Origin of the sequence: Cohnella cholangitidis, from assembly GCF_014107495.1 — a bacterium.
In the GTDB taxonomy this organism is placed as follows: Bacteria; Bacillota; Bacilli; order Paenibacillales; family Paenibacillaceae; genus Cohnella; species Cohnella cholangitidis.
Map to the genome: position 1 here is coordinate 5,685,975 of NZ_CP041969.1, position 24,828 is coordinate 5,710,802.

18 protein-coding genes are annotated in these 24,828 nt (G+C 52.4%); 14 read left to right on the forward strand and 4 right to left on the reverse strand.

Annotated features, from left to right (window positions below; all coding sequences use genetic code 11):
* Nucleotides 1-20 precede the first annotated feature (20 nt).
* Both FPL14_RS25890 and FPL14_RS25895 read right to left on the reverse strand, forming a co-directional pair.
* A complete protein-coding gene (locus FPL14_RS25890) occupies nucleotides 21-422 on the reverse strand; it encodes a MarR family winged helix-turn-helix transcriptional regulator (protein ID WP_182300427.1) in 402 nt (133 codons plus the stop codon).
* 131 nt (nucleotides 423-553) lie between these two features.
* Nucleotides 554-1,378 carry an AraC family transcriptional regulator gene (locus tag FPL14_RS25895; protein ID WP_182300428.1) on the reverse strand — a complete coding sequence of 275 codons (825 nt, stop codon included), beginning with the start codon at nucleotides 1,376-1,378 and terminating at the stop codon, nucleotides 554-556.
* Between the two features lie 112 nt (nucleotides 1,379-1,490).
* Between FPL14_RS25895 and FPL14_RS25900 the strand changes: the two genes are divergently transcribed.
* The 10 genes from FPL14_RS25900 (at nucleotide 1,491) to FPL14_RS25945 (ending at nucleotide 18,243) form a co-directional block, all read left to right on the forward strand.
* On the forward strand, nucleotides 1,491-4,613 hold the full coding sequence (locus FPL14_RS25900) for a beta-galactosidase, LacZ type (RefSeq protein WP_229263680.1): 3,123 nt from the start codon (nucleotides 1,491-1,493) through the stop codon (nucleotides 4,611-4,613).
* A 49-nt stretch (nucleotides 4,614-4,662) separates the two neighbouring features.
* Nucleotides 4,663-6,852: an alpha-galactosidase gene (locus tag FPL14_RS25905; RefSeq protein WP_182300429.1), complete on the forward strand. Its 2,190-nt coding sequence runs from the start codon at nucleotides 4,663-4,665 to the stop codon at nucleotides 6,850-6,852.
* A 168-nt stretch (nucleotides 6,853-7,020) separates the two neighbouring features.
* On the forward strand, nucleotides 7,021-7,260 hold the full coding sequence (locus FPL14_RS25910) for a DUF3892 domain-containing protein (protein WP_182300430.1): 240 nt from the start codon (nucleotides 7,021-7,023) through the stop codon (nucleotides 7,258-7,260).
* A gap of 520 nt (nucleotides 7,261-7,780) precedes the next feature.
* Nucleotides 7,781-9,265: an L-arabinose isomerase gene (gene araA / locus FPL14_RS25915; RefSeq protein WP_182300431.1), complete on the forward strand. Its 1,485-nt coding sequence runs from the start codon at nucleotides 7,781-7,783 to the stop codon at nucleotides 9,263-9,265.
* Between the two features lie 357 nt (nucleotides 9,266-9,622).
* Nucleotides 9,623-11,530, forward strand: coding sequence for a 1,4-alpha-glucan branching protein GlgB (gene glgB / locus FPL14_RS25920; protein WP_182300432.1), 1,908 nt, complete (start codon nucleotides 9,623-9,625; stop codon nucleotides 11,528-11,530).
* A 66-nt stretch (nucleotides 11,531-11,596) separates the two neighbouring features.
* Nucleotides 11,597-12,763, forward strand: a complete 1,167-nt coding sequence (locus FPL14_RS25925; protein ID WP_182300433.1) for a glucose-1-phosphate adenylyltransferase — start codon at nucleotides 11,597-11,599, stop codon at nucleotides 12,761-12,763.
* The gene (glgD, locus tag FPL14_RS25930) at nucleotides 12,760-13,872 is read left to right on the forward strand and encodes a glucose-1-phosphate adenylyltransferase subunit GlgD (RefSeq protein ID WP_182300434.1); all 1,113 of its coding nucleotides are present in this window, start codon (nucleotides 12,760-12,762) and stop codon (nucleotides 13,870-13,872) included. Before FPL14_RS25925 ends, glgD begins: the two co-directional genes overlap by 4 nt.
* Before the next feature lie 15 nt (nucleotides 13,873-13,887).
* On the forward strand, nucleotides 13,888-15,315 hold the full coding sequence (gene glgA / locus FPL14_RS25935; RefSeq protein ID WP_182300435.1) for a glycogen synthase GlgA: 1,428 nt from the start codon (nucleotides 13,888-13,890) through the stop codon (nucleotides 15,313-15,315).
* Nucleotides 15,316-15,332: 17 nt separating this feature from the next.
* A complete protein-coding gene (locus FPL14_RS25940) occupies nucleotides 15,333-17,300 on the forward strand; it encodes a glycoside hydrolase family 15 protein (RefSeq protein WP_182300436.1) in 1,968 nt (655 codons plus the stop codon).
* A gap of 151 nt (nucleotides 17,301-17,451) precedes the next feature.
* Complete coding sequence (locus FPL14_RS25945) at nucleotides 17,452-18,243, forward strand: FG-GAP repeat domain-containing protein (RefSeq protein WP_182300437.1); 792 nt, start codon at nucleotides 17,452-17,454, stop codon at nucleotides 18,241-18,243.
* An 18-nt stretch (nucleotides 18,244-18,261) separates the two neighbouring features.
* Here FPL14_RS25945 and FPL14_RS25950 read toward each other — a convergent pair whose 3' ends face one another.
* Entirely contained in the window at nucleotides 18,262-18,711 is a 450-nt protein-coding gene (locus tag FPL14_RS25950; RefSeq protein WP_182300438.1) for a MerR family transcriptional regulator, read from the reverse strand.
* A 173-nt stretch (nucleotides 18,712-18,884) separates the two neighbouring features.
* Between FPL14_RS25950 and FPL14_RS25955 the strand changes: the two genes are divergently transcribed.
* From FPL14_RS25955 to FPL14_RS25965, 3 genes are all read left to right on the forward strand, one after another.
* Nucleotides 18,885-19,736, forward strand: a complete 852-nt coding sequence (locus FPL14_RS25955) for an aldo/keto reductase (protein ID WP_182300439.1) — start codon at nucleotides 18,885-18,887, stop codon at nucleotides 19,734-19,736.
* Nucleotides 19,737-19,844: 108 nt separating this feature from the next.
* Nucleotides 19,845-20,828: an aldo/keto reductase gene (locus tag FPL14_RS25960; protein ID WP_182300440.1), complete on the forward strand. Its 984-nt coding sequence runs from the start codon at nucleotides 19,845-19,847 to the stop codon at nucleotides 20,826-20,828.
* Between the two features lie 149 nt (nucleotides 20,829-20,977).
* Nucleotides 20,978-21,697, forward strand: coding sequence for a DUF1361 domain-containing protein (locus tag FPL14_RS25965; RefSeq protein WP_182300441.1), 720 nt, complete (start codon nucleotides 20,978-20,980; stop codon nucleotides 21,695-21,697).
* A gap of 13 nt (nucleotides 21,698-21,710) precedes the next feature.
* Here FPL14_RS25965 and FPL14_RS25970 read toward each other — a convergent pair whose 3' ends face one another.
* Entirely contained in the window at nucleotides 21,711-22,547 is an 837-nt protein-coding gene (locus tag FPL14_RS25970) for an AraC family transcriptional regulator (RefSeq protein ID WP_182300442.1), read from the reverse strand.
* A gap of 120 nt (nucleotides 22,548-22,667) precedes the next feature.
* Here FPL14_RS25970 and FPL14_RS25975 point away from each other — a divergent pair, with 120 nt between their 5' ends.
* A complete protein-coding gene (locus FPL14_RS25975; protein ID WP_182300443.1) occupies nucleotides 22,668-24,713 on the forward strand; it encodes a beta-galactosidase in 2,046 nt (681 codons plus the stop codon).
* The last annotated feature ends 115 nt before the right edge of the window (nucleotides 24,714-24,828 follow it).

The window sequence follows — 24,828 nt, forward strand, 5'->3', positions numbered from 1 at the left end:
GCCTCCTTAATGGGCAGGAGTTACTCGTCGTTCATGTTCTCGATTAATTGCTGAAGGCACCGGTTGAAGGAGGTTAGTTCTTCTAGCCGCAGACGATCCATAGAGGTCTGGCCGCTAAGCGATCCGCAGCTTTCCAGGTGCACCAAAGCTTGTTTTCCCTTATCGGTTAATCGCACGAGAGTGATTCGGCGGTCTTCCTGCGCTTCGTATGTCGTAACGTAGTCGTTTTGCTTCAGGCGCTCGATCATTCCGGTCATGTTTTGCTTCGTCACATGCGTATTCGTCCCTAATTGTTTCAAGGAAAGGTCTCCTTCGGAAAGGGACGACAGAATAAACCACTGATGGACGCTTGTGAGTCCGACCTGGGATACGAGCTTGCGACCGATGCGTTCAAGCAGGTTGGAGCATCGGAAAATATTCATAACAATGCTTCCGTGTAACGGATCGTCTTTGTCCAATGCGGTTGCTCCAAAAGTCAATTTGTTGACTATATCCTAAACAATTGATCGTGCGATGTCAAATCGATTGAAATCGGCTTCGTACCGACGATGCGTTATCCGCCGTGCGCCCGTTTGAACTGTTCCGGACTCATCCCTTCGGATTTCTTGAATACGTAACTGAAGTAACTCGGCGTATCGAATCCGACCCGCGCGGCGATTTCCTGCATTTTCAAGCCGGGCTCGCGGAACATCCATTCCTTGCTCTTATTGATTCTCTCGCGATTGACGTATTCCATGGGACGCATTCTTAGAGTGATCTTGAACAGGTGACAGAGATGCTGGGCGCTCACCCCGATGCATTGGGCCATCTCGTCGATCGCGATCGGGCGATGGCAATTGGCTTCGATGTATTGGGTCACCGGATGTAGCTTCATATAGTTATGGGCGGTTGAAGGCGAGTTCGTCCATACGTTTTTCATAAGATCCAGGAGAAAAGCGTATAAAAGCTTCGAACACTCCATTCCCATGAAAGGATGACCGGAGAGCGACATCGCGTATATCGTTTTCATGTGCGAAATCAAACTATCCGGAGAGGTAATCGTAAATACGCCCGAGCGCTCGATGCCGGCTTGCCGAAGCAGGGAGGGGATGAGGCTGCCGTTAAAAGAAATCCATTGAACATCCCAAGGCTCTGCCAAAGGCCGGTAATAGTGGGCTTCGTTCGCGAATAGGAAAAAGCCTTGACCCGGTTTAACGATATACCGTTGATCGCCGACGATCAGCTCGCCCGTGCCGGAGTGCGCTTGCAGCCATTGGTAATCGGGGAAGCCATCCGGTCTTCTCGTCCGTTCTTGATCCTCCCAATGCCCTACGCTCGTGAGATAAATCGGCAGCTCGGAGTCGCTTTCCGTCACAATGGGAAAAGAAGGAATAGTCATTTCGGTAATCACCTTCATATTTTGATATTTATGCGAAAATCTTTAGATTTTATTAGGATGATCGTGATCTTATAATACGAATATAGTTACATTATGATAGGGAGTGGGCGATTTGTCCAAGACAAAATGGAATTACTCCGCGCCGGCTAACGGTTACCCGGAGTGGAACAACAATCCAGAGATTTACGAGCTTAACCGCATGGAGGCCCATGCGACTCTCCTAACGCATGACTCGCTCGAAGAAGCGCTAAAGGGCGATCGTAAATTGTCCCGGCATTATATGTCCCTGAACGGGCTATGGAAATTCTCGTTCGCGGAAAATCCGGAAAAAAGGATTAAAAACTTCTACGAGCAAGGGTTCGATCATAGCCAATGGTCCGAGATCAAGGTTCCCGCCCATTGGCAATTGCAAGGCTACGATTATCCTCAGTATACGAACGTCCGATATCCATGGATCGACTCGGAACCGCTGAAGCCGCCGTTCGCGCCAACGAAATATAACCCCGTAGGTTCATATATTACAACGTTCGAAGTGCCGCAAGGCTGGCGGAACAGACCGGTATTCATCAGCTTCCAAGGCGTCGAATCGGCGTTCTATGTCTGGTTAAACGGCGAATTGGTCGGCTACAGCGAAGACACGTTTACGCCCGCCGAGTTCGACTTGACTCCGTATTTGGCCGAGGGCGAGAACAAGCTGGCGGTAGAAGTTTACCGCTGGTGCGATGCGAGCTGGCTCGAGGACCAGGATTTCTGGCGGATGAGCGGGATTTTCCGCGACGTGTATTTGTTTACGGCCCCGGAGACGCACATCTACGATTTTTTCGCGAATACCGATTTGGACGAACAATTCCGCGACGCGTTGCTAAGGATAGACGCCAAGATCCACAACTATTTCGGAAGAGACGTCGGCATCATGACCGTCCAAGCGGAGTTGTATGATCATCGGAACCGTCAGGTGCTGCAACAGCCTTTAAGGATCGAAGCGGCGGTCGGCGTGCAAGAAGCGATAGCCGTCCAAGGCTCCATCGCGGTAACGGATCCTTTGAAGTGGAGCGCGGAGCATCCGAATCTGTACACGCTAGTGCTTCGTCTTGCGAACGAGCAGGATCAGGCAGTTCAATTCGTCAGCTGCAAGGTCGGCTTCCGCGCATTCGAGATCAAAGAAGGACTCATGCGGATCAACGGACAGCGCATTGAATTCAAGGGCGTTAACCGGCACGAGTTCTCGAGCGTGACGGGCCGCGCTTTGGGCGAAGAGGACATGATCAGCGACATTAAGCTGATGAAATCTTACAACATAAATGCCGTTCGGACATCGCACTACCCGAATAACCCGAGATGGTACGAGTTGTGCGACGAATACGGCTTGTACGTGATCGACGAAACGAACCTGGAAACTCACGGTTCATGGGAGTATGGGCAACAGGAAGAACTAGACACCGTGCCGGGAAGCAAGCCGGAATGGCGCAACAACGTCATCGATCGGTGCAACTCCATGCTGCAGCGCGATAAGAACCATCCCTCTATCGTGATCTGGTCGCTTGGCAATGAAGCTTGGGGCGGCGATAATTTCGAGGATATGCATGACTATTTGCGCGCCAACGATCCATCCCGAGTCGTTCACTACGAAGGGGTGTTCCATTGCCGGAGGTCGGAGGCGGCTTCCGATATCGAGAGCCAGATGTACACGAAACCTCGGGATGTCGAGGAATACGCGCTTCGAAAGCCGGCTCCCTCCAAGCCGTTTATCCTTTGCGAATATAGCCATGCCATGGGGAATTCCTGCGGCGGATTGTCCGAATACACGGATCTATTCGAGAAATATCCGATCCTGCAAGGGGGGTTCATCTGGGATTGGATAGATCAGGCGATCTCCGTGACGGACGCGGAAGGGAATTCGCATTTGGCTTACGGAGGCGATTTCGGGGAGTCTCCTCATGACGGCAATTTCTGCGGCAACGGCCTTATTTTCGCGGATCGCACCGTAACGCCTAAGCTATACGAAGTGAAGAAGTGCTACCAGAACGTTAAGTTTACGGCGGAAAATTTGGCAGGAGGCCGCTTCGTTATCACCAACCGCAATTTGTTTACGGACTTGAACGCTTATGAGTTGGCTTGGTATGTGGAGGCAAACGGCATACTCGTGAACGAGGGGGATTTGATCGTTCAAGCGGCTCCTGGACAATCGGTCGTTGTAGATCTCCTGCACGCTTATCCGCGGGAAGCGGGCAACGGGGATGAATTCGTTCTTACCCTTAGCATGCGGTTGAAACAAGCGACGGCATGGGCGGAAGCCGGCCATGAGCTCGCGTTCGAGCAATTCGTACTGCCGATTCCTGTTCAGGGTGCCGCAGGAGAGCAACCGAACTATGCTGTCGTGCAGACGGTAAAGGAAAATAGACTGTGGATCGCTAGCGGGGATGGTTTCTCGGTTAGTTTCGATACTGCGGCCGGGAATCTTGTTTCTTATCGAATAAAAGGCACGGAGCTGCTTACGGAAGGGCTGTCGCCGAACTTCTGGCGCGCTTATACGGATAACGACAGAGGCAACGGGCATCACGAACGTTGCGCGATCTGGAGGGATGCGGGTGCGGACCGTAAGCTGTTGAAGTTCACGGCTGCAGCCGCACCGGCCGGGGCGGAAGTCGTCGTGGAATATGCGCTTCCGACGAACCCCGTCTCTTCGTGCGCGATTACGTATTCGATTCGCGGGAATGGCGAAATCGGAGTACGGCTTGAGCTGAATCCGGGCAAAGGGCTTCCGGAAATTCCGGAAATCGGAATGATGTTCGAGATGGATTCCTCGTTCGATACGGTCGCTTGGTACGGCAAAGGGCCGCACGAGAATTACTGGGATCGCAGCGCCGGAGCGCGGTTGGGTTTATTCTCGGGCAAGGTGAATGAACAAGCGGTTCCCTATCTGAGGCCGCAAGAGACGGGCAATAAGACGGAAGTGCGTTACGCCACGCTGACGAATGCTAACGGCGTGGGTATCAGGCTCGAAGGCGCGCCGGTATTCGAGCTTAACGCTCTCCCATATACGCCTCGCGAGTTGGAGCAATACGATCATCAACATTTGCTGCCGCCTCTGGACAAGACGGTCGTTCGCGTTAACTATAAGCAAATGGGAGTCGGCGGCGATGATAGCTGGGGCGCCCGCACGCATGCAGAGTATACGTTGTTCGCTAATCGGACTTATAGTTATGCTTTTGTGATGATGGGCATTGTCGGTTAAACTGATTAGAAGCGATGACCTGATACGACGTCAGGAGTAGGAGGATGACATGGGGATACATTTTAACGCGGAACATCGAGTGTTCCATTTGCAAGGACCGAATACGAGCTACGTTATCCAATTAAATAAGAACGGAGTCCCTATGCATGCGTATTGGGGGCGTAAAGTATCGGATGCGCCATGGGAAGGAATGCTCGACTTTCAAGAGCGCGCATCCTTCTCGCCAAATCCGTTTCCGGAGGATAGAACCGTGTCGTTCGACACGCTCCCTCAGGAATATCCGGCTTACGGAACGAGCGATTTTCGCCATCCGGCTTACCAGATTCAACTGGAGGACGGATCTACGATCACGGAGCTAGCCTACGTAGAGCACCGGATCGTGAACGGGAAGCCTAAGCTGAAGGGGTTGCCGTCTACGTACGCGGAAAAGGAAGAAGAAGCTCAAACGCTGGAGTTGGTGCTTCAGGACGAGAAAACCGGACTGCGCGTCTTGCTTGCCTACTCCGTGTTCGCGGAACATGATGCGATCGTAAGATCGGTCAAGCTATCGAACAAAGGAGAGTCTGCGCTGCGCTTGCTGCGGGTATTGAGCGGAAGCGTGGATTTCCGTCATGATAGGTTTCATTTCCTGCAATTGTCTGGTGCCTGGGCTCGAGAGAGAGACGTGTACAGGCGGCAAGTCGTTCCCGGTATCCAGTCCGTCGAGAGCCGCAGGGGTTCCAGCAGTCACCAACAAAATCCGTTCGTGGCGCTCGTTTCTCCGAACGCGAACGAAAACCATGGAGAGGCTTACGGGTTTAGCCTCGTCTATAGCGGGAGCTTCGTCGCCCAAGCGGAGGTCGATCAATTTAGGACGACGCGCGTGTCGGTCGGGATCAATCCGTTCGATTTCGAATGGCTGCTAGAAGCGGGCGAAGAGTTTCAAACTCCCGAGCTCGTCATGGTGTATTCGTGCGAAGGGCTAGGCGAAATGTCGAGAACGTATCACCGGCTATACCGCAGCCGTTTGTGCCGCGGCGCTCACCGGGATCGGACAAGACCGGTGCTCGTGAACAACTGGGAAGCGACGTACTTCCAATTCAACGCCGACAAGATCGAGAATATTGCCAAAGTCGGGCAGGAGCTGGGGATCGAGCTGTTCGTGCTCGATGACGGCTGGTTCGGTCATCGGGACAACGACGATTCCTCGCTTGGCGATTGGAAGGTCGATTATCGCAAGCTGCCGGGCGGCCTAGCGGATTTAGCGTCGCGCGTGAACCGTCTGGACATGCAATTCGGACTCTGGTTCGAGCCGGAAATGGTCTCCCCCGATAGCGACTTGTACCGCACGCATCCCGACTGGTGCCTACACGTGGAAGGCCGCCGAAGGACGGAAGCGCGGCAGCAATTGATTCTGGATCTGTCGCGCGATGACGTGTGCGACTACTTGATCGAGTCGGTAAGCTCCGTTCTGCGTTCCGCGCCCATTACGTACGTGAAATGGGATATGAACCGCAACATGACGGAAATCGGCTCCGCTTTATTGCCGCCGCAACGCCAGCGCGAAACCGCTCACCGTTACATGCTGGGGCTCTATCGCGTGTTGGAAACCATTACTTCCGAGTTTCCGGACGTCTTGTTCGAGAGCTGCTCCGGCGGAGGGGGCCGATTCGATCCGGGGATGCTGTACTACATGCCGCAAACGTGGACAAGCGACAACACGGATGCCGTAAGCCGTTTGAGGATTCAATACGGAACGAGCATGGTTTACCCGGTCAGCGCGATGGGCGCGCACGTGTCCGCGGTACCGAACCATCAGGTGAACCGGATGACTTCGCTCAAGACGCGCGGAGACGTCGCCATGTCGGGAAATTTCGGCTACGAGCTGGATTTGACCCAGATGTCCGACGAAGAGAAAGCGATTGTCAAAGATCAAGTAAGGCAATATAAGGACATTCGCCACTTGGTGCAGTTCGGCGACTTCTATCGGCTGAGAAGCCCGTTCGAAGGAAACGATACCTCGTGGATGATGGTTGCCGCGGATCGATCCGAAGCGTTCGCGGTGTATATCCGCGTCTTAGCCGAACCAAATGCGCCTCTGGATTGGCTGAAGTTCAAAGGATTGGATGCTTCCGCCCGGTACCGAGCAGACGGGAGCGACGCCATCTATGGCGGCGATCAGCTCATGTACGCCGGATTGCCGATCCCACGCCTTCACGGCGACTATCAGAGCCATGTGTGGCATTTCGTTCGAATTTAACGATAGTAAGATAAACCTCGATCTTCCGATCGAGGTTTTTTCTTACGGAAGCGTCCGTCTCGTTGTTCGACAAATCCAAACTAATGTATGCTTATATACTTATCCGCCGAATGACCTTGCATATTTCTCCCATTATATGAAAAGACTATCCTCTTGGAGGTGGTTACAATGGATCAACAAAGCGGCAAACAGCAGATCGTGGCGGTGCGCAAAAACGGCGACGGGGATATCGTGGAGCTTCAGCTATCGTCGGGGCAAGTGGTCGGATATAAAGAAGCGCAACAAATGGCCAAGAATGACCAACTTGAGAACGTGAACGTGTTTAAAGGACGCGACGGGGACGAGCACCTTCGTTCCGATCCGGACGGCCGAACGGATAACAACTTGGATAACTTGCCGACGTTCTGATTGGGGAGGAACCGCACATGGTGCGGTTCCTTCTTGCTTTAGGATGCGGATTTGCAAAAATGAACGGGAAAATGCGCGAGGCCCGCTCTATAGTCGCGAGATGCGACAATGAGCGGTGGCGGGGCGAGGGTCCGGGCATTATCGTCGCATAATGCGACAATGAGCGGGGCGGGGCGAGGAACCGGCTATCGTTGCATAATGCGACAATGAGCGGTGGCGGGGCGAGGAATCCGGCATTATCGTCGCATAATGCGACAATGAGCGGTAGCGGGGCGAGGAAACCGGCATTTTCGTCGCATAATGCGACAATGAGGGGAGCGACGGTAGCGCCGAACCTAACCTCTGCTCCTTCTGTCAACTCGTATGTACAACATGAATAATATAATCGAATTTTCAATACAACTACGAACCGGAACAATAAATAAATGGTTGTCATAAGCCATTTCGCGCTGTAGAATAATATTGTAATCATGTACGTACAAGTTTATATTAATTATTCGATACTTAGGAGGATTCCCTAATGTTGCAGTTGAAGCCTTATGTTTTCTGGTTTGTTACGGGCAGTCAGCATCTGTACGGTCCGGAGACGTTGGAAGAAGTCGCTTCCCACTCCGAGGAGATCGCGAGCAGCCTGACCGGCGACGCTAGCATTCCGTTCCCGATTGTATTCAAGCCGGTAGTCAAAACTCCCGAAGAAATTCGCCAAATCTGCATCGCCGCCAACTCCGACGATAGCTGCGCGGGAATCATCACTTGGATGCATACGTTCTCTCCGGCTAAGATGTGGATCGCGGGATTGTCCGAGCTTCGCAAGCCGCTTCTTCATCTTCATACGCAATACAATCGCGATATCCCTTGGGATTCGATCGATATGGATTTCATGAACACGAACCAAGCCGCTCACGGCGACCGGGAGTACGGCTTTATCGGGGCGCGCATGGGGATCGCCCGCAAAGTGGTCGTAGGCCACTGGCAGGATCCGCAAGTTCGCGCTCGCATCAGCGGTTGGGAACGCACGGCGGTGGCGTACGCGGAGAGCCGTCAATTAAAAGTCGCTAGATTCGGCGACAATATGCGCCAAGTTGCCGTAACCGAAGGCGATAAAGTAGAAGCGCAAATTAAATTCGGTTGGGCGGTGAACGGATACGGCGTGGGGGATTTGGTAGAGCGCGTCAACGCTGTATCCGAGTCTGCCGTTAACGAGCTGCTGGCCGAGTACGCGGACAAATACGTTATCGTAGAGGAAGGCCGTACGGCAGGCCCGATCCGCGACGCGATCGCTTATCAAGCGCGTCTTGAGATCGCCCTTAAATCTTTCTTGGAAGAAGGCGGATTTACGGCGTTTACGACAACGTTCGAGGATTTGCACGGCTTGGAGCAATTGCCTGGGTTGGCGGTTCAACGCCTGATGGAGCAAGGCTACGGATTCGCGGGCGAAGGAGATTGGAAAACCGCGGCGCTTACGCGGTTAGTCAAGATCATCGCCGGCGGAGTGGATACTTCCTTCATGGAAGACTACACTTACCATTTCGAGCCCGGCAACGAGCTCGTGCTGGGAGCCCATATGCTTGAGGTGTGCCCGACGCTCGCGGCATCGAAACCGCGTATCGAAGTGCATCCTCTCGGAATCGGAGGCAAAGCGGATCCTGCCCGTATCGTATTCGACGGCAAAGGCGGCTCCGCGATTAACGTGTCGGTTGTCGACATGGGTAACCGTTTCCGCATGATCGTGAACGAAGTGGAAGGCGTACAGGTCGACAAAGCGATGCCGAAACTTCCGGTCGCGCGCGTGTTGTGGAAGCCTCAGCCGTCGTTGCAGCTCGGAGCGGAGGCTTGGATCTTGGCCGGAGGAGCTCACCATACCGTGTATTCCTTCGCCGTTACGACGGAGCAAATGCTCGATTTCGCGGAAATCGCCGGAATCGAATGCGTCGTGATCGACAAGAACACGACCCCGGTTCAATTCCGCAACGAATTGCGCTGGAGCCAAGTTGCTTGGAAATAGGATGATTTCGCGAAATATCGCATACCGTTAACCGAACGCCCCGTGTATTCAACGCGGGGTGTTTTTATATTTTCGTTAAGTTCATGAAGTCGTAAAAATGAAATAAAAATGATAAGCAGGAGAATGGAGCATGGAATACGAATTATTGGATTGACATACAAATAATTCATTGTGGATGCGGGTCCACAAACTTTCTTACGACTTTTTTGAAAATGGGGTGAATCTTTTCATGAAATTCGCTATAATGAATGTAAGTTTTATGTAAATTGTGAGGTAAGTTTACAAATAGTTAACATTCCGTAGACAAAAAGCAACATCGACAGCATTAAGGCCCTATTCGTCGGGAGGTGATTTCGCATGCAGGCTTCGCCGGCTTTGGTTTCATCCGACGACCTGTACTTGTTCAATACCGGGCAGCTTTTTCGCGCCTATCGTACATTCGGGGCACATCCAATGGAATATAATGAACGGCAAGGCGTTCGTTTTGTTCTGTGGGCACCTAATGCTCGCCAAGTTGCCGTCGTTGGAGATTTTAACGGCTGGAACAGCTTCGAAGGAAATGTCAATTTAACGCAGGTTGGAACAACGGGCGTATGGGTTGGATTCGGCCCGGGCATCGTGGAAGGCGCCCGTTACAAGTACGAGATCGTAAACGCGGGAGGGGAACGGCAGCTGAAGTCCGATCCTTTCGGTTTTCAATGCGAATTGCGACCGAATACCGCATCCGTCGTCGCTTCTCTTCAACATCACGTTTGGCAGGACCAGGCATGGATCGAACACCGAAAAAAGCATCCGCCCTACCAACAACCGATGCTGATCTACGAGGTTCATCTCGCTTCGTGGCGAATGGACGCTCCCGAACAATTTCGCGACTATGAGCAACTGTCAAATGAGCTTGTCGATTACGTCAGCGCAATGGGGTATACCCATATTGAAGTATTGCCGCTAACCGAGCATCCTCTCGATCGTTCATGGGGCTATCAGGCTACGGGGTATTTTGCGGCAACTAGCCGGTATGGCCCATCCGAAGGATTAAAAAAACTCGTCGATTGCTGCCACCGGCGCGGAATCGGGGTGTTGCTGGATTGGGTCTGCGGACACTTCTGCAAGGATGACCACGGACTGCGGTTGTTCGACGGAACGCCTACCTACGAGCATTCGGATTACCGTCGCGCAGAGAAGCCGCTATGGGGAACGTTGGCGTTCGATTTCGGCAAGCCGCAGGTACAGAGCTTCTTGCTCTCCAACGCCTTGTTCTGGTTGGACGTCTACCATATCGACGGCTTGCGGGTAGATGCCGTCGCAAGCATGATCGAGCTTAATTTCGATAAACCGGAGTCGATGAGGACGGTGAACCGTTACGGCGGAACCGAAGACATCGAAGCGCTCCAATTTTTGCGCAAGCTGAACGAAACCGTCTTTCACTATTATCCCGAGAGTCTCATGATGGCAGAAGATTCTTCCTCTTATCCTGCAGTAACATCGCCCACTTATCTCGGGGGACTCGGATTCAACTACAAATGGAATATGGGCTGGATGAACGACATGCTCCGCTATATGGAGACGGATCCTTCCCACCGCTCAACCAAACACTCTCTCATCACGTTTTCCCTTCACTACGCCTTTTCCGAAAATTACGTATTGCCTTTATCGCACGACGAAGTCGTCCACGGCAAACGCTCCATGCTAAACAAGATGCCCGGCAATTATCATGAAAAATTCGCTAATCTTCGTTTGTTCTACGGCTATTGGATGACCCATCCCGGCAAAAAGCTGCTCTTCATGGGCGGGGAGTTCGGACAATTCGACGAATGGAAGGATTACTCCGGATTGGACTGGAGCTTGCTTCAGTACCCGATGCACGACAGCATGCATAAGTACGTCGGGGAATTAAACCAAATATACGTGGATAATCCGGCGCTTTGGGAGAGCGACCATCAACAGAGCGGCTTCGAATGGATCGACGTCAATAACGCCGCGCAATGCATACTCTCTTTTCAACGAAACGATAAACAGTTCGAATCTCCCATTGTTACGGTTTGCAATTTTTCCAGGGATGCGTACCCGGTATATCGGATCGGAGTCTCGCAGCCCGGCAAGTATCGATTACTGATAAATAGCGATAGATCGGAATATGGGGGCATAGGAACCGAACTGCCTTCCCAAGTGCTCGCGCAAAACATTCCCCGGCATGGCAAGCCTTACAGCATTGAAGTAGCGTTGCCCGCTTTATCCGTCCAGCTTTGGAAGTCAGAGACAGCTTGATCAGTCGCAAAGATCGTTTAGCTTGACGACATTGAAGCCGTTTTTACTCGGAGAGGAGTGAAGTTCATGCGCAAGAATGAATGCATTGCCATGCTGCTGGCCGGCGGAGAAGGACGCCGTTTGGGGGTATTGACTAAAGATTTAGCGAAACCCGCCGTTCATTTCGGAGGAAAATACCGCATTATCGACTTCACGTTGAGCAACTGCGTGCATTCCGGTATCGAGACCGTCGGAGTGCTCACGCAATACCAACCGCTTGAGCTGACCCAGCATCTGGGCATCGGAACGCCATGGGGATTGGACCGCCGGGAAGGCGGGATGCACGTGCTTCCCCCTTACGTCCGCCAGAAGGGCGGCACATGGTATAAAGGCACGGCGAACGCGATCTATCAGAACTTAGGTTTCATTGAACGTTACGATCCGGAATACGTGCTTATTATTTCCGGCGATCACATTTATAAAATGAACTACGACCTTCTCCTGGATGCGCATAAGAAAAACAACGCGGACGCGACGATCGCCGTCATTAGCGTTCCATGGGCGGAAGCGAGCCGATTCGGCATTCTGAGCGTGGATGAAGACGGCAGAGTCGTCGAATTCGCGGAAAAACCGAAGAAGCCGACCAGCAATCTCGCATCCATGGGCGTTTATATGTTCACGTGGTCGGTGTTGAAGGAGGCGCTCGTTCGGGACGAGGCGGACCGTCTCTCTTCCAACGACTTCGGGAAAGACATTATTCCTACTCTGCTTCAAGACGAAGCTCGGCTCTATTCCTATCAATTCGACGGCTACTGGAAAGACGTCGGAACGATCGATAGTTTGTGGGAAGCGAATATGGACCTGCTCGAGGAGAAGCCGTCGTTGCGTTTGAACGATCGTTCTTGGCGCATATTCTCGGCAAGTCCGAACCAACCTGCCCAATATGTCGCTCCTACGGCCAAAGTTCAAGGTTCGCTCGTCAATGAAGGCTGCGTCGTCGAAGGCCAAGTGAACAGATCGGTGCTCTTCCATGGCGCCCGCGTCGGGGAGGGCAGCGTCGTCGAGGATTCCATCTTGATGCCTGGAGCGATCGTCGGCAGCAATGCGCGCGTCATTCGCGCGATCGTCGGCGAGGGCGCGATCGTCGGCGACGGTTGCCAAGTCGGCAGCGTGGACGCCGAGGATATTGCCGTGGTCGGAAGCGGAGAAACGATCCGCCCGCTAGCGGAACTTAAGGAGGCGGAGCCGGTATGAAGTTATCCTTAATGGGCGTTATCAATTTAATTCACGAAGCGGACGAAATGGAAGCCTTGACGGCCAATCGCTGCCTGGCGACGGTGCCGTTCGGCGGACGTTATCGTCTGATCGATTTTACCTTATCCTCAATGGTGAACTCCGGCATACCGAAGGTCGCGGTATTCGCGCACAGGAAATTCCGCTCGTTGATGGACCATTTGGGCTCGGGAAGCAACTGGGACTTGCACCGCAAGCAAAGCGGGTTGTTCGTGCTTCCGCCTTCTATGGAGGACCAGACCGACTTCGGCCGGGGCGATCTTTACCATTTCTACCGGAACCGCGATTATTTCGCCCGCAGTCCGCTGGAGTACGTCGTCATTTCCCGCAGCCATATGGTATGCAACGTCGACTTCGTTAAGGTGTTGGCGCACCACAAGGAGACGGGAGCAGACATTACCGTCGTGTGCAAGCAAAGTCCGGATGGCGTGCCGGGCTTGGCGCGCAAAGCGAAGGTGAACTCCGCCGGGCGGATTGTCGAAATGCAGGACCATTTCGGAAGACTGGACAGCGACATCGTGTCTATGGAAATGTACGTACTCAGCAAGGAGTTGTTGCTGGATCTCGTAGAAACGTCTTTGGCCCAAGGCCGCGATCATTTCGTCCGTCATTCGATCTTGTCGCGCTTGAACCAATTGCAGGTTAACGCTTATATGTATGATGGGGTGCTGGGGGTCGTGAACAACGTTGCCGCGTATTATCAGCACAGCATGGAACTGCTGCGGCCGGAGGTTTGGAAAGAGCTGTTTTTCAAGCCGGGCTCTATTTATACAAAAGTCAAGGATGAGCCGCCGACGCATTACCGCAACGGCGCCGACGTAACGCATTCGCTTATCGCCAACGGCTGCGATATCGAAGGGACGGTCTACAACAGCATATTGTTCCGCGGGGTAAAAGTAGCCAAGGGCGCGGTCGTTCGCAACAGCATCGTGATGCAGAACGGCGTAGTCGGCGAGAACGGATCGCTGGAAAATTGCATCTTGGACAAAGAAGTCGAAATCAGAGCGTTGCAGCAATTAAAAGGAACGACCGAAATGCCGTTTATCGCTTTGAAGCGGAAAGTCATATAAATAGGAGTTGACCGCATGCGGGTTATGTTTGCGGCATCCGAAGCGATGCCGCTCGTGAAGACCGGGGGGCTGGCCGACGTCGTAGGGGCGCTTCCGAAGGCGCTGGCTAAGCAAGGAGTGGAAGTCACCGTCGTTCTGCCTAAATACGGAGAAATTCCCAAGGCGATATCCGATGCCGTAGTTACGCTAACCGTGATGGAGGTTCAGCTAGGTTGGCGCAGACAGTATTGCGGGATTCAGGAAGTCATGGTGGACGGGGTTCGGTTTCTTCTGATCGACAACGAGTTTTATTTCAAAAGGGGTTATTTGTACGGATACGGAGACGAAGCGGAGAGGTTCGCCTTCTTCAGCTTCGCGGTGCTGGAAATGCTGGGCAAGCTCGATGATTTGCCGGATATCCTGCATTGCCACGATTGGCAAACCGGACTGATCCCGTTTTTACTCCGCACCAGGTATGCGTATCATCCGGGATATCGAGACATTCGGACGGTATTCACCATTCATAATTTGCAATATCAAGGCGTCTTCTCGCGGGAGCTGCTGCAGGATCTGCTGGCGACGGGAGACGACTCCTTCACGGGAGACAGCCTGGAGTTCTATGGCGCGGCGAGCTGCATGAAAGCGGGTCTCCGTTTTGCGGACAAGCTGTCTACCGTAAGCAATACGTATTCCTACGAGATTCAGACGGAGGAGTACGGCGAGAAGTTGGACGGCGTCATCCGGCAGCGTTCGCACGACCTATGGGGAATCTTGAACGGGATCGATACCGAAGTCTACGATCCGATGAACGATCCCCATTTGGCCGTCCCCTATCGGAATTCCGTCGCCAAGAAGCGCCAGAACAAATCAGCGTTGCAAGAGGAGCTGGGATTGCCGGTAGACGCCTCCGTTCCGATGTTCGGCGTCGTCTCGCGATTAACGAGCCAGAAGGGCTTCGATCTGATCGGGGCGGCATTGCCGGAGCTGATGAAGGAAAACATACAATTGGTCGTACTCGGCTCCGGGGACCATGAGATCGAAGAGATGCTGCGCGGCGCGCTGCTGAGCCATCCCGACAAAATCGCGCTGTGGTTCGGCTTTAACGAAGGCTTGGCCCGGAGAATTTACGCGGCGTCCGATATGTACTTGATGCCTTCCCGGTTCGAGCCATGCGGCTTAAGCCAATTGATCGCCTTGAGGTATCGTACCGTTCCGATCGTAAGGGAAACGGGTGGCTTGCGAGACACAGTGGAATCGTATAACGAATATACCGGAACAGGGACCGGATTTACCTTCGGGCCTGCCACCGTGCACGATTTGCTGTTTACGGTTCGTCGAGCTTTGTCTTTCTACGGCAATGAAGAGCATTGGAACCGGATCGTGGCTAACGGCGCCAAGAAGGATTATGGATGGGAATCCTCGGCACGTTTATATTACAAACTATATCGCGAACTCGTCAGCTAAGAAGGAGAGGGATTGGCATGGCACGTCATCTTGTCATTGGAAATGGGAAAATGCTAGTCAATTTGGACAGCAGCTGTTTTATTCGCGACGTTTATTTTCCGTACGTAGGCCAGTTAAATCATGTGGGCGGTCATGCGTGCCGCTTCGGGATATGGTGCAACGGGACATTCGCATGGCTGGATGATCCGGAATGGACGATCGATCTCGGGTATATCGAGGACTCTCTGGTCACGAACGTCACCGCCCGCCATGAACGATTAGGGCTGGAGCTACAACTAAACGACGGCATCCATCAGCGGGAATGCATTTACTTGAAACGCGTTGTGGTTCGGAATTTAGGCGATACCGATAAGGATGTCCGGGTGTTTTTCCACAATGACCTGATGATCGACGGCAACGAGGTCGGGGATACGGCGGCCTTCTATCCGGGCAATCGGACGTTGTTTCATTACAAGCGCTCCTCTTATTTCATGTTCAACGGCAGATCCGAGCAAGGCGGCATTTACCAATTCTCGACCGGCGTCAAACGGTTCCAATCCGCCGAAGGAACTTGGAGGGACGCGGAGGACGGCGAGCTGATGGGAAATGCCATCTCGCAAGGCTCCGTAGACAGTACGATCAGCTTCCGCACGATCGTCCCGCCGGGGAATGAGAAGACGATTTACTACTGGATGTCCGTGGGTACCGATATGGAAGAAGTAAAACGGCTTGACCAGTATGTGCAGGAAAGCCATCCGGAGAAGCTGTTAAGCCGTATCGTGATTTATTGGAATCATTGGCTGGCGAAGGTCGGGGAGCGCTTCGGCGATCTGCCTGCGCATGTCAGCAGACAGTTCAAGCACAGCTTGCTTATCGTAAGAACTCAGATCGACGAAAGAGGAGCCATATTAGCCGCGAACGATACCGATATTTTGCAATATAACAGGGATCATTACAGTTACATGTGGCCAAGGGACGGAGCGTTGATCGCGGACGCGATGTCGCTGGCCGGCTATCATGGAACGATCGCGCCGTTTTTCCATTTTTGCGGACGCCACCTGTCCCCGGAAGGGTATTTGCATCATAAGTACAATCCGGACGGAACGGTAGGCTCGAGCTGGCATCCTTATGTCGTGCAAGGGGTTCCGCGCTTGCCGATCCAAGAGGACGAGACGGCGCTCGTGCTTTACGCGCTCTGGAAAGATTACGCGAGGCACGGGGAGATCGAGCTGTCTCAAGCGTTGCACGGCACGTTGATCCGGAAAGCTTCGGCGTTCTTGTGCGAATACATGGAGCCCGATCTGGGTCTGCCGAAGCCGAGCTACGATCTGTGGGAGGAACGCTACGGAATCTGGACGTACACGGTGGCGTCCGTATACGGCGGTCTGATGGCTGCCGCTTATTTCGCCGATTTGTTCGGAGATTACGATCGCAGCGACCAATATCGCGTCGTGGCCGAGCGGATGAAGCAGGGCATCGTAACTCATTTGTGGGATGAAGAAGCCGGAAGATACGCGCGGGGCCTTGTCTACCAGGACGGCCGGTGGGTGAAGGACATGACGGTGGAGAGCAGTCTGTTCGGATTGTTCGAGTTCGAGGTATTCCCCGCGGAAGACGAGAGGGTAACCCGCACGATGCATGCGATTTCGGAGAAGCTTCGCATCCAGACGGATGTAGGGGGGATCGCGAGATACACGAACGATTATTACTTCCGGCAATCCGACGACATCGACAAAATACCGGGCAATCCATGGATTATTTGTACGTTGTGGGTGGCGAACTTCCAGATCGAAACGGCTAAATCGCCGGACGACTTGGCGGAGCCGCGCAGGACGCTGGAGAAGGTAACGACGTTCGCTCTCCCGGGAGGCAATCTTCCCGAACAAGTCCATCCGGAATCGGGAACGCCGATCTCGGTCGCGCCTTTGACTTGGTCGCATGCCACTTACGTATCCACGGTATGCAAATACGTGCGCAAGCTGGAGCAATTGAAGTCGTCTTCTTGAACGGGGTGAAAAGGTTGGTGCAGGGAATTATTCCTGCGCCAGCCTTTTTTTCGCGAATGGGCAGCATTTCACCTACATGGGCATCTACACAATCATATAGTTATTAACCTACATATTTTTAAAAACAGGGTATTTGACTTATGAATAGGGGATGTTTAATTTGTACGGACAATTTCAAAAGCATGAGCATAGTAACTATACTCATTCCAGAAGCATTGCTTTGCTAGATAGGAAGCAAGGAGATGTAAACGGGGACGGAATAATGGATAACGTGTATTTGTACGGAAATAAACCTGATGGAATCTTTGCGGATAACATCACGCTTATTATTCAAGATGGACGCTCTAATCAAAGTACGACGGTAAATCTTCAAAACAATGCGGGATATCATGCTAGGCTATTCCTTGGGGATTTTTCCAAGGATAACGTAATGGACATTTTAGTCAGCATAGATACTGGAGGAAGCGGCGGATATGGCATCTTTTATATCTATTCCTTCAAGAATAACATTCTGCATGAAATGTTTGATGTTGAAAAATATAATAACGAGCATAAATTCAATGTGAATTATGAAGATTTTTACAAAGTGAGTGTAGGGAGTCCTCAACTTGACGTGCTATTTACGATAGACATTAGTTATAAAGGTTATGACTATTTATCACAGTATTACTACGAAAATGGTAAACTTAAACGGCCGATCAAAGGTGAGGTTCTTGCCGTTGGCGCATTGTATCCCATCGTTACAAACGAAAAAAGCATGGGTTATGATTTACTTGCTTTTCAACGTATTATTGGTACCTCTAACTCCGACACATTAGGGTATGTCGAAAACCTTATGACATGGAATGGCGCTCAATTTATATCCTCAAGATTGTCGGTAGCCATACTGGGTACGAGGTTAATCATGACTCAACGTCAGTCTAATGTTCTTCAGAGCGGTTGATGTGCTCACGAATATCTCTCACGCCTTCCGAACGGAGGGAGAGTAAAATACGTCACAATGCAGATGCTGAATTTTGTCCCAATTGCCGGGATTGGTCGTGTCCGGAGAGCGGTGCTCCAGAATGGCCTGATATAGAGCGGTTTTTTGTTCCAAATGGGCAACGTGCTGTTTGGCTTCTTCGAGCTTAACGAGCGACGCTTCTTTATGCTCCATCATGAGTTTGCAGCGCTGCGGAATGGTCGAATCCCCTTCGAGACAGAGATCGACGTACATTTTAATGGCTTCGATCGGCATCCCGGATTGCTTGAGGCATTTGACGCCATGCAGCCAGTTGATCGATTCTTCGTCGAACAACCGAATGTTGTTTGGATTGCGCTGTACGCTTGGAACTAGGCCTTTATCCGTGTAAAAGCGCACGGCGTGCTCGGTGAGTCCCGTTATCTGGGCGGCTTCTTTGACCGTATGCATGTGAAATCCTCCTAGGAAAATAAATTTTTGAAGACGGCTTGACTTCGTGTAACACGAAGGTTCTAAGCTTATTGTAATGCAAATCAGCCGTAAGCGGAATTCCCGCTGCAGTGCCCGATTCCCGGGATACGCGCCGTTTGCTGTTATACATTCGAACACTGGGAGGAGTTACAATGCAAACCGTAACATTGAACAACGGAGTGAAAATGCCGATCATCGGCTTCGGCGTCTACCAGATTCCCGATGCTGAAGAATGCGAAAACGCGGTATATGAAGCGCTGATGACCGGTTACCGCCTGATCGATACAGCCGCCGGTTATCTGAACGAGGAAGCGGTCGGACGCGCGATCAAGCGCAGCGGCGTACCGCGTGAGGAGCTGTTCATCACGACCAAGCTCTGGGTTCAGGATGCCGGCTACGAGAGTGCCAAGCTGGCGTTTGCCAAATCGTTGAATAAGCTACGGCTCGACTATCTCGATCTGTACCTTATTCACCAGCCGTTCGGCGATTACTATGGCGCTTGGCGTGCGATGGAAGACCTGTACCGCGAAGGCAAGATCAAGGCGATCGGCGTCAGCAACTTCTTGCCCGACCGTCTGATGGACCTCATCGTGCATAACGAAATCGTTCCCGCCGTCAACCAGATCGAAACGCACCCGTTCTACCAGCAGACTGAGAGCGCCGCTTTTATGAAAGAGCAGGGAGTTCAACACCAGTCGTGGGCGCCGTTCGCTGAAGGGCTTAACAACATGTTCGGCAACGAAGTGCTGACCTCGATCGCGGAAAAACACAACAAGTCCGTCGCCCAGGTCGTGTTGCGCTGGCTTGTTCAGCGTGAAGTCGTTGTCATTCCGAAATCGGTGAGAAAAGAGCGGATTGTCGAAAACTTCGACGTTTTCGATTTTGAGTTGAGCGCGGACGATATCGAACAAATTTCCGCCCTCGATACGCGGGAAAGTCTTTTCTTATCCTACCACGATCCGAAATTCGCCAAGATGCTGGGCACCTTGAGAGTCGAACTGTAAACCTTGATCGAACCGTAATTCACTGAACGGCTCAGATCTGTTAGAATGGATTAGTAACAATGAACGCGTGTTCATAACAAACTGCATAAAAAGGGAGCGTTACGGCTAATGAAATATCGTCCACTCGGGAAAACGGGAATGAACGTCAGCGAAATTAGTTTTGGAACATGGGCGATCGGAGGATCGTGGGGCCAGACGGACGAGAAAGAATCGTTGCGCGCGCTGGACAAAGCGATGGACGAGGGCGTCAACTTCTTCGATACCGCCGATGTATACGGCGACGGGAAAAGCGAACGGTTGTTGTCGCAGGCGACGAAAGGGAAGGAAGACCGGATTTATATCGCCACGAAGTTCTGCCGGGCCGGCGACATCCATGACCCCGCGACATACTCGGAAGAGCGGATTCGCGAATGGTGCGAAGGAAGCTTGAAGCGACTAAACCGGGAGGCGATCGATCTGTATCAGATTCATTGTCCGCCGCTGGCGATCCTGCAGGAAGGATCCGTATTCGAGGCGCTGGACAAGCTGCAATCCGAAGGAAAAATCAGGGCGTACGGCGTCAGCGTGGAAAGCGTCGAGGAAGGTTTGTTTTGCCTGAATCAACCCGGGGTACAAGCGCTGCAAATTATCTTCAATCTGCTTCGTCAGAAACCTCTCGCGCAGTTGCTGCCTAAAGCGCAGGAGCGCGAAGTCGGCCTGCTTGTCCGGTTGCCTCTCGCCAGCGGCTTGCTGACGGGCAAATTCTCGGCGGAGACGAAATTCGAAGACCAAGATCACCGAAACTTCAATCGGGACGGACAGCATTTCAACGTGGGCGAGACTTTCGGGGGACTGCCTTTCGCCAAAGGCGTGGAGCTGTCGCGCGAATTAGCTTGGATTGCGGAAGGACGCGAAAATATGACTCGCGCGGCGTTGCGTTGGATTCTGGATCAACCGGAAATCTCTTGCGTCATTCCGGGCTTCAAGAACGTTCGTCAAGTTGAAGACAATCTTGCCGCGCAGGCCGTTCCGTCTTTCGCGAAGACGGAGCTAGAACGATTGAGCGCTTTCTACACGGAACGCGTCTATGAACATATTCGCGGTTCCTACTAAATCGAAGCAGCCAGTAGCTTGCCGGGTTCGCGAATTGTCCAAAGGGGTAAGCTTATCTTGACTACAAGTTTCTCGGTATTGCATCTTTGTCAGGAATGATACAAAATGTATATATTGAGGGCGATATTGTCGAGGGAGGCGGTCAACTAATGGAAAGGCCTGACGTGCCGATATTCGCGAAGCCGATCTTCGATCCGTTATTCTTCGTATTGATCGGGACGTCGGTATTATGCGGTTTGCTCATCTACGTGCGCGAGATTCAAGAAGTCGATTATTTCCAGTATCGCTTCTTGCTTTGGAATCTTTTTCTTGCTTGGCTTCCGTTGCTGGTCTCGATGTCGGCATTGCTGCTAGCTAGAATCGCCAAAGGAAGGGATTTAGCAGTATGCCTTGCGTTATTAGGGACGGCTTGGCTGCTTCTATATCCTAATGCGCCTTATTTGACGACCGATTTCATACATCTCGTATCCAACCCGAATTATTTCGCGCATCAAGATAAAGGATTAAGCTTCTGGTACGATCTTGTTTTGTTCTTCCTATTCTCTTGGTGCGGCCTGTTGCTAGGTTATCTCTCCATGCGGCATTTTCATTCCATCGTCAGTTACTACGTTAACGCATGGTTTGGCTGGATTTTCGTGTTGGTCGTCGCTTTTCTGGGAGGCTTCGGCGTTTATCTGGGTCGCGTGATTCGCTTGAATAGCTGGGACGTGCTGTTTAATCCGTTCCGGTTGATCGGCGGGATCGTGGAGGGAATTAACAGAAACGCGGCGATATTCACGATTTTGTTCGGTACTCTTATTCTTATCGTGTACGTCACGCTCTTCCTGCTGGGAAGCCACCATCTCAAACGTTCTGCGGTTATGAAATAGGCGCTTAAGTTTGTTATAAGGGAGTCGAACCGTGAAGCCTCCGATATTTCTCGGGAGTCATGCCTTCTTTCTGGCGGAAGGTGGCGACGAAGTGGCTGGCATCGCGGAACCCGACCGCCTCGCCGATCTGGCGAACCGTCCATTCCGGACGGGCGGGCAGCCATTCCTTCGCTTTGCGAAGCCTTAGCTGAATTAAATAAGCGTAAGCGGTTTGACCGAACAATTCGCGGAACCTCTCGTTGAGTTGTCGTACTCCGATGTTCAGCCGCTCGGCCATTTTTGCCAACCCCAGGTCGGGGTTGGCATATTCTATTTCCAGCCAATCGAGCAATTGCTGAATCCGCTCCAATCTGCGCGACAAGGAGGGGAGATGGTTTTTTCTTCCGTTTGTTTTGAGCAAGGTTAGGAAACGATACAATTCGGCGGAGCTTTTCCATCCCGACGCATCCGTGCCGGATTCGGCCAGCAGAAGAATGCGTTCCAGTTGCGGCGTAATCTCGTTATCGTCCCGATCCCACTGGATCTTGTCGGATAGGGATCCGTGCAGTTCGATCGCGAGGCTGGACGCCATCGTACCCGTAAAGGTGACATAGTAAGTTTTCCAAATCGCGCTCCGGGCGAAATAGAAATGCTGGACATGGGGATGGAGAAGAACTCCCGAGCGCTCGGGAAGCTTGAAGACGGTTCCTTGAACGTTGATCTCTCCTTCTCCTTCGATCGTCTGGAGCCAATGGAAGCAAGGATATCCTTCCGGCCTATGAATATATTCTTGTTCGGGGTTCACGCCGATCGTTTCCATCTGCAAGGGCAACGACTCGGGCGGAGTGGGAAAGACGGTTCTGCGTAACATGGTTGAACCTCCATATTGTTATATGTGATTTCGCTTTTATTATATAGGATAGCGGATTGATTAAACATATAATAAGAGAAGGAACGACATTTTACCACATTGCGAACATGAGGTGTCCGAATGATCAATGCTCAGAAACCGAAAATCTGGTATGGCGGAGATTACAACCCCGATCAATGGGAAAAGCCGGTCTGGGATGAAGATTTAAGAATGTTTAAGCTGGCGGGAATCGATGTGGCTACGTTAAACGTATTCGCGTGGGCTAACAATCAACCCGATGAAGATACTTATGAGTTCGGCTGGCTCGACGAAATGATGGACAAGCTTCACGCGGACGGCGTGGGCGTATGCTTGGCGACGAGCACGGCGGCTCACCCTGCTTGGATGGCGAAAAAATACCCGGACGTCTTGCGCGTCGATTTCGAAGGCCGCAAACGGAAGTTCGGCGGACGCCATAACTCTTGCCCGAACAGCCCGACGTATCGGAAGTATTCGGTTCGGATGGCGGAGAAGCTCGCGGAACGTTACAAGGATCATCCCGCGCTTCTTATCTGGCATATTTCCAACGAATACGGCGGTTATTGCTACTGCGATAATTGCGCGGAAGCATTCCGCGCATGGCTGCAAAAGCGTTACGGTTCGATCGCGGCGGTGAACAAAGCTTGGAACGCCAGTTTCTGGGGCCATACGTTCTACGATTGGGACGAGATCGTGCCTCCGAACGTGCTGAGCGAAGAGTGGAGAAGCTGGAACGGACGCACGGCGACGAATTTTCAAGGAATCTCGCTCGATTACTGCCGGTTCCAATCGGACAGCCTGTTAGAAGCGTACAAGCTGGAATACGACGCGGTTAAGAAGTTCACGCCGAACATTCCGGTTACGACGAATCTGATGGGCGCGTTCAAGGAGTTAGACTACCATAAATGGGCCAAGCATATGGACGTCGTCTCGTGGGACAACTACCCGTCGTTGGACACGCCTTACAGCTATACGGCGATGATGCACGATCTCATGCGCGGTCTTAAAGAAGGTCAGCCGTTCATGCTGATGGAGCAGACGCCAAGCCAGCAAAACTGGCAGCCGTACAACTCCTTGAAACGCCCGGGAGTCATGAGGCTGTGGAGCTATCAAGCGGTTGCCCGCGGCGCGGATACGGTCATGTTCTTCCAATTGCGCCGTTCTATCGGAGCTTGCGAGAAATATCACGGGGCTGTCATCGAGCATGTCGGCAACGAGAATACGCGGGTATTCCGGGAATGCGCGGAACTTGGTTCGGAACTGTTCAAGCTAGGAGATTCGCTTCTCGATTCGCGTGTCCAAGCGAAAGTCGCGATCTTATTCGATTGGGACAACTGGTGGGCGGTGGAGCTGTCCAGCGGTCCGACCATCGCGTTGAAATACGTGGAAGAGCTGCATAAATACTATGACGCGCTCTACCAAGCGAACATTGCCGTAGACGTGATCGGCGTGGATGCGGATTTTAGCGGGTACGACCTCGTTATTGCTCCCGTAATGTACATGGTCAAGTCAGGCGTTGCCAAAAAACTGGAAGAGTACGTTCAAGCTGGAGGCTCGTTCATTACGACTTATTTCAGCGGAATCGTCAACGAGAACGATATCGTTACGCTTGGCGGATACCCAGGCGAGCTGCGGAAATTGCTCGGCATCTGGTCGGAGGAAATCGATGCTTTGCTTCCTTCCCAGAGCAATCGGATGATCGTGACCGCTTCGTCCGAAGGGTTGAAGGAGTCTTACGGCTGCGGGATGCTGTGCGATCTGATTCATCCCGAAGGCTCTTCCGTAGTGGCCGAGTACGGAGAAGACTTCTACAAAGGAATGCCGGCGTTGACGGTGAATAAATTCGGTGCGGGGGAAGCTTGGTACGTGGCGACGAGTCCCGAAGCGGCATTCCTTCAAGATTGGCTGCCTAAGCTCTGCGCCGAGCGCGGAATCGAACCGTTAGTGGCTTCCTCTCCCGTAGGCATTGAAACATCGTTGCGCGAGAAGGACGGAGCGAAGTACCTGTTCGTGTTGAATCATAACGCCGAAGCTTCCCGAGTTTCTCTGGGTCTTCAGGCCGGGACCGATTTATTGACCGATAAACGTCTGACGGGCGATGTCGAGCTCGCAGGCCGGGACTTGTGGATCATTAAATTAGACGCATAAGGGATAAGAATACAGGGCGACTCCTCGCGCAAGCCGATTTCGGCCGCGGAGGAGTCGTTTTGTTGTTCGCTGAATTAAGACTTATGGAACCATGATAAAAGCTGCGCCGTATGAG

What these genes read in the sequence shown, in the direction of transcription:
- FPL14_RS25890 (WP_182300427.1), bottom strand. Translation starts at nt 422, where the DNA reads ATGAATATTTTCCGATGCTCCAACCTGCTTGAACGCATCGGTCGCAAG.
- glgD (WP_182300434.1), top strand. Translation starts at nt 12,760, where the DNA reads ATGAAGTTATCCTTAATGGGCGTTATCAATTTAATTCACGAAGCGGAC.
- FPL14_RS25955 (WP_182300439.1), top strand. Translation starts at nt 18,885, where the DNA reads ATGCAAACCGTAACATTGAACAACGGAGTGAAAATGCCGATCATCGGC.
- FPL14_RS25895 (WP_182300428.1), bottom strand. Translation starts at nt 1,378, where the DNA reads ATGACTATTCCTTCTTTTCCCATTGTGACGGAAAGCGACTCCGAGCTG.
- FPL14_RS25910 (WP_182300430.1), top strand. Translation starts at nt 7,021, where the DNA reads ATGGATCAACAAAGCGGCAAACAGCAGATCGTGGCGGTGCGCAAAAAC.
- glgB (WP_182300432.1), top strand. Translation starts at nt 9,623, where the DNA reads ATGCAGGCTTCGCCGGCTTTGGTTTCATCCGACGACCTGTACTTGTTC.
- glgA (WP_182300435.1), top strand. Translation starts at nt 13,888, where the DNA reads ATGCGGGTTATGTTTGCGGCATCCGAAGCGATGCCGCTCGTGAAGACC.
- FPL14_RS25960 (WP_182300440.1), top strand. Translation starts at nt 19,845, where the DNA reads ATGAAATATCGTCCACTCGGGAAAACGGGAATGAACGTCAGCGAAATT.
- FPL14_RS25905 (WP_182300429.1), top strand. Translation starts at nt 4,663, where the DNA reads ATGGGGATACATTTTAACGCGGAACATCGAGTGTTCCATTTGCAAGGA.
- FPL14_RS25940 (WP_182300436.1), top strand. Translation starts at nt 15,333, where the DNA reads ATGGCACGTCATCTTGTCATTGGAAATGGGAAAATGCTAGTCAATTTG.
- FPL14_RS25950 (WP_182300438.1), bottom strand. Translation starts at nt 18,711, where the DNA reads ATGCATACGGTCAAAGAAGCCGCCCAGATAACGGGACTCACCGAGCAC.
- FPL14_RS25970 (WP_182300442.1), bottom strand. Translation starts at nt 22,547, where the DNA reads ATGTTACGCAGAACCGTCTTTCCCACTCCGCCCGAGTCGTTGCCCTTG.
- FPL14_RS25945 (WP_182300437.1), top strand. Translation starts at nt 17,452, where the DNA reads ATGTTTAATTTGTACGGACAATTTCAAAAGCATGAGCATAGTAACTAT.
- FPL14_RS25975 (WP_182300443.1), top strand. Translation starts at nt 22,668, where the DNA reads ATGATCAATGCTCAGAAACCGAAAATCTGGTATGGCGGAGATTACAAC.
- FPL14_RS25925 (WP_182300433.1), top strand. Translation starts at nt 11,597, where the DNA reads ATGCGCAAGAATGAATGCATTGCCATGCTGCTGGCCGGCGGAGAAGGA.
- FPL14_RS25965 (WP_182300441.1), top strand. Translation starts at nt 20,978, where the DNA reads ATGGAAAGGCCTGACGTGCCGATATTCGCGAAGCCGATCTTCGATCCG.
- araA (WP_182300431.1), top strand. Translation starts at nt 7,781, where the DNA reads ATGTTGCAGTTGAAGCCTTATGTTTTCTGGTTTGTTACGGGCAGTCAG.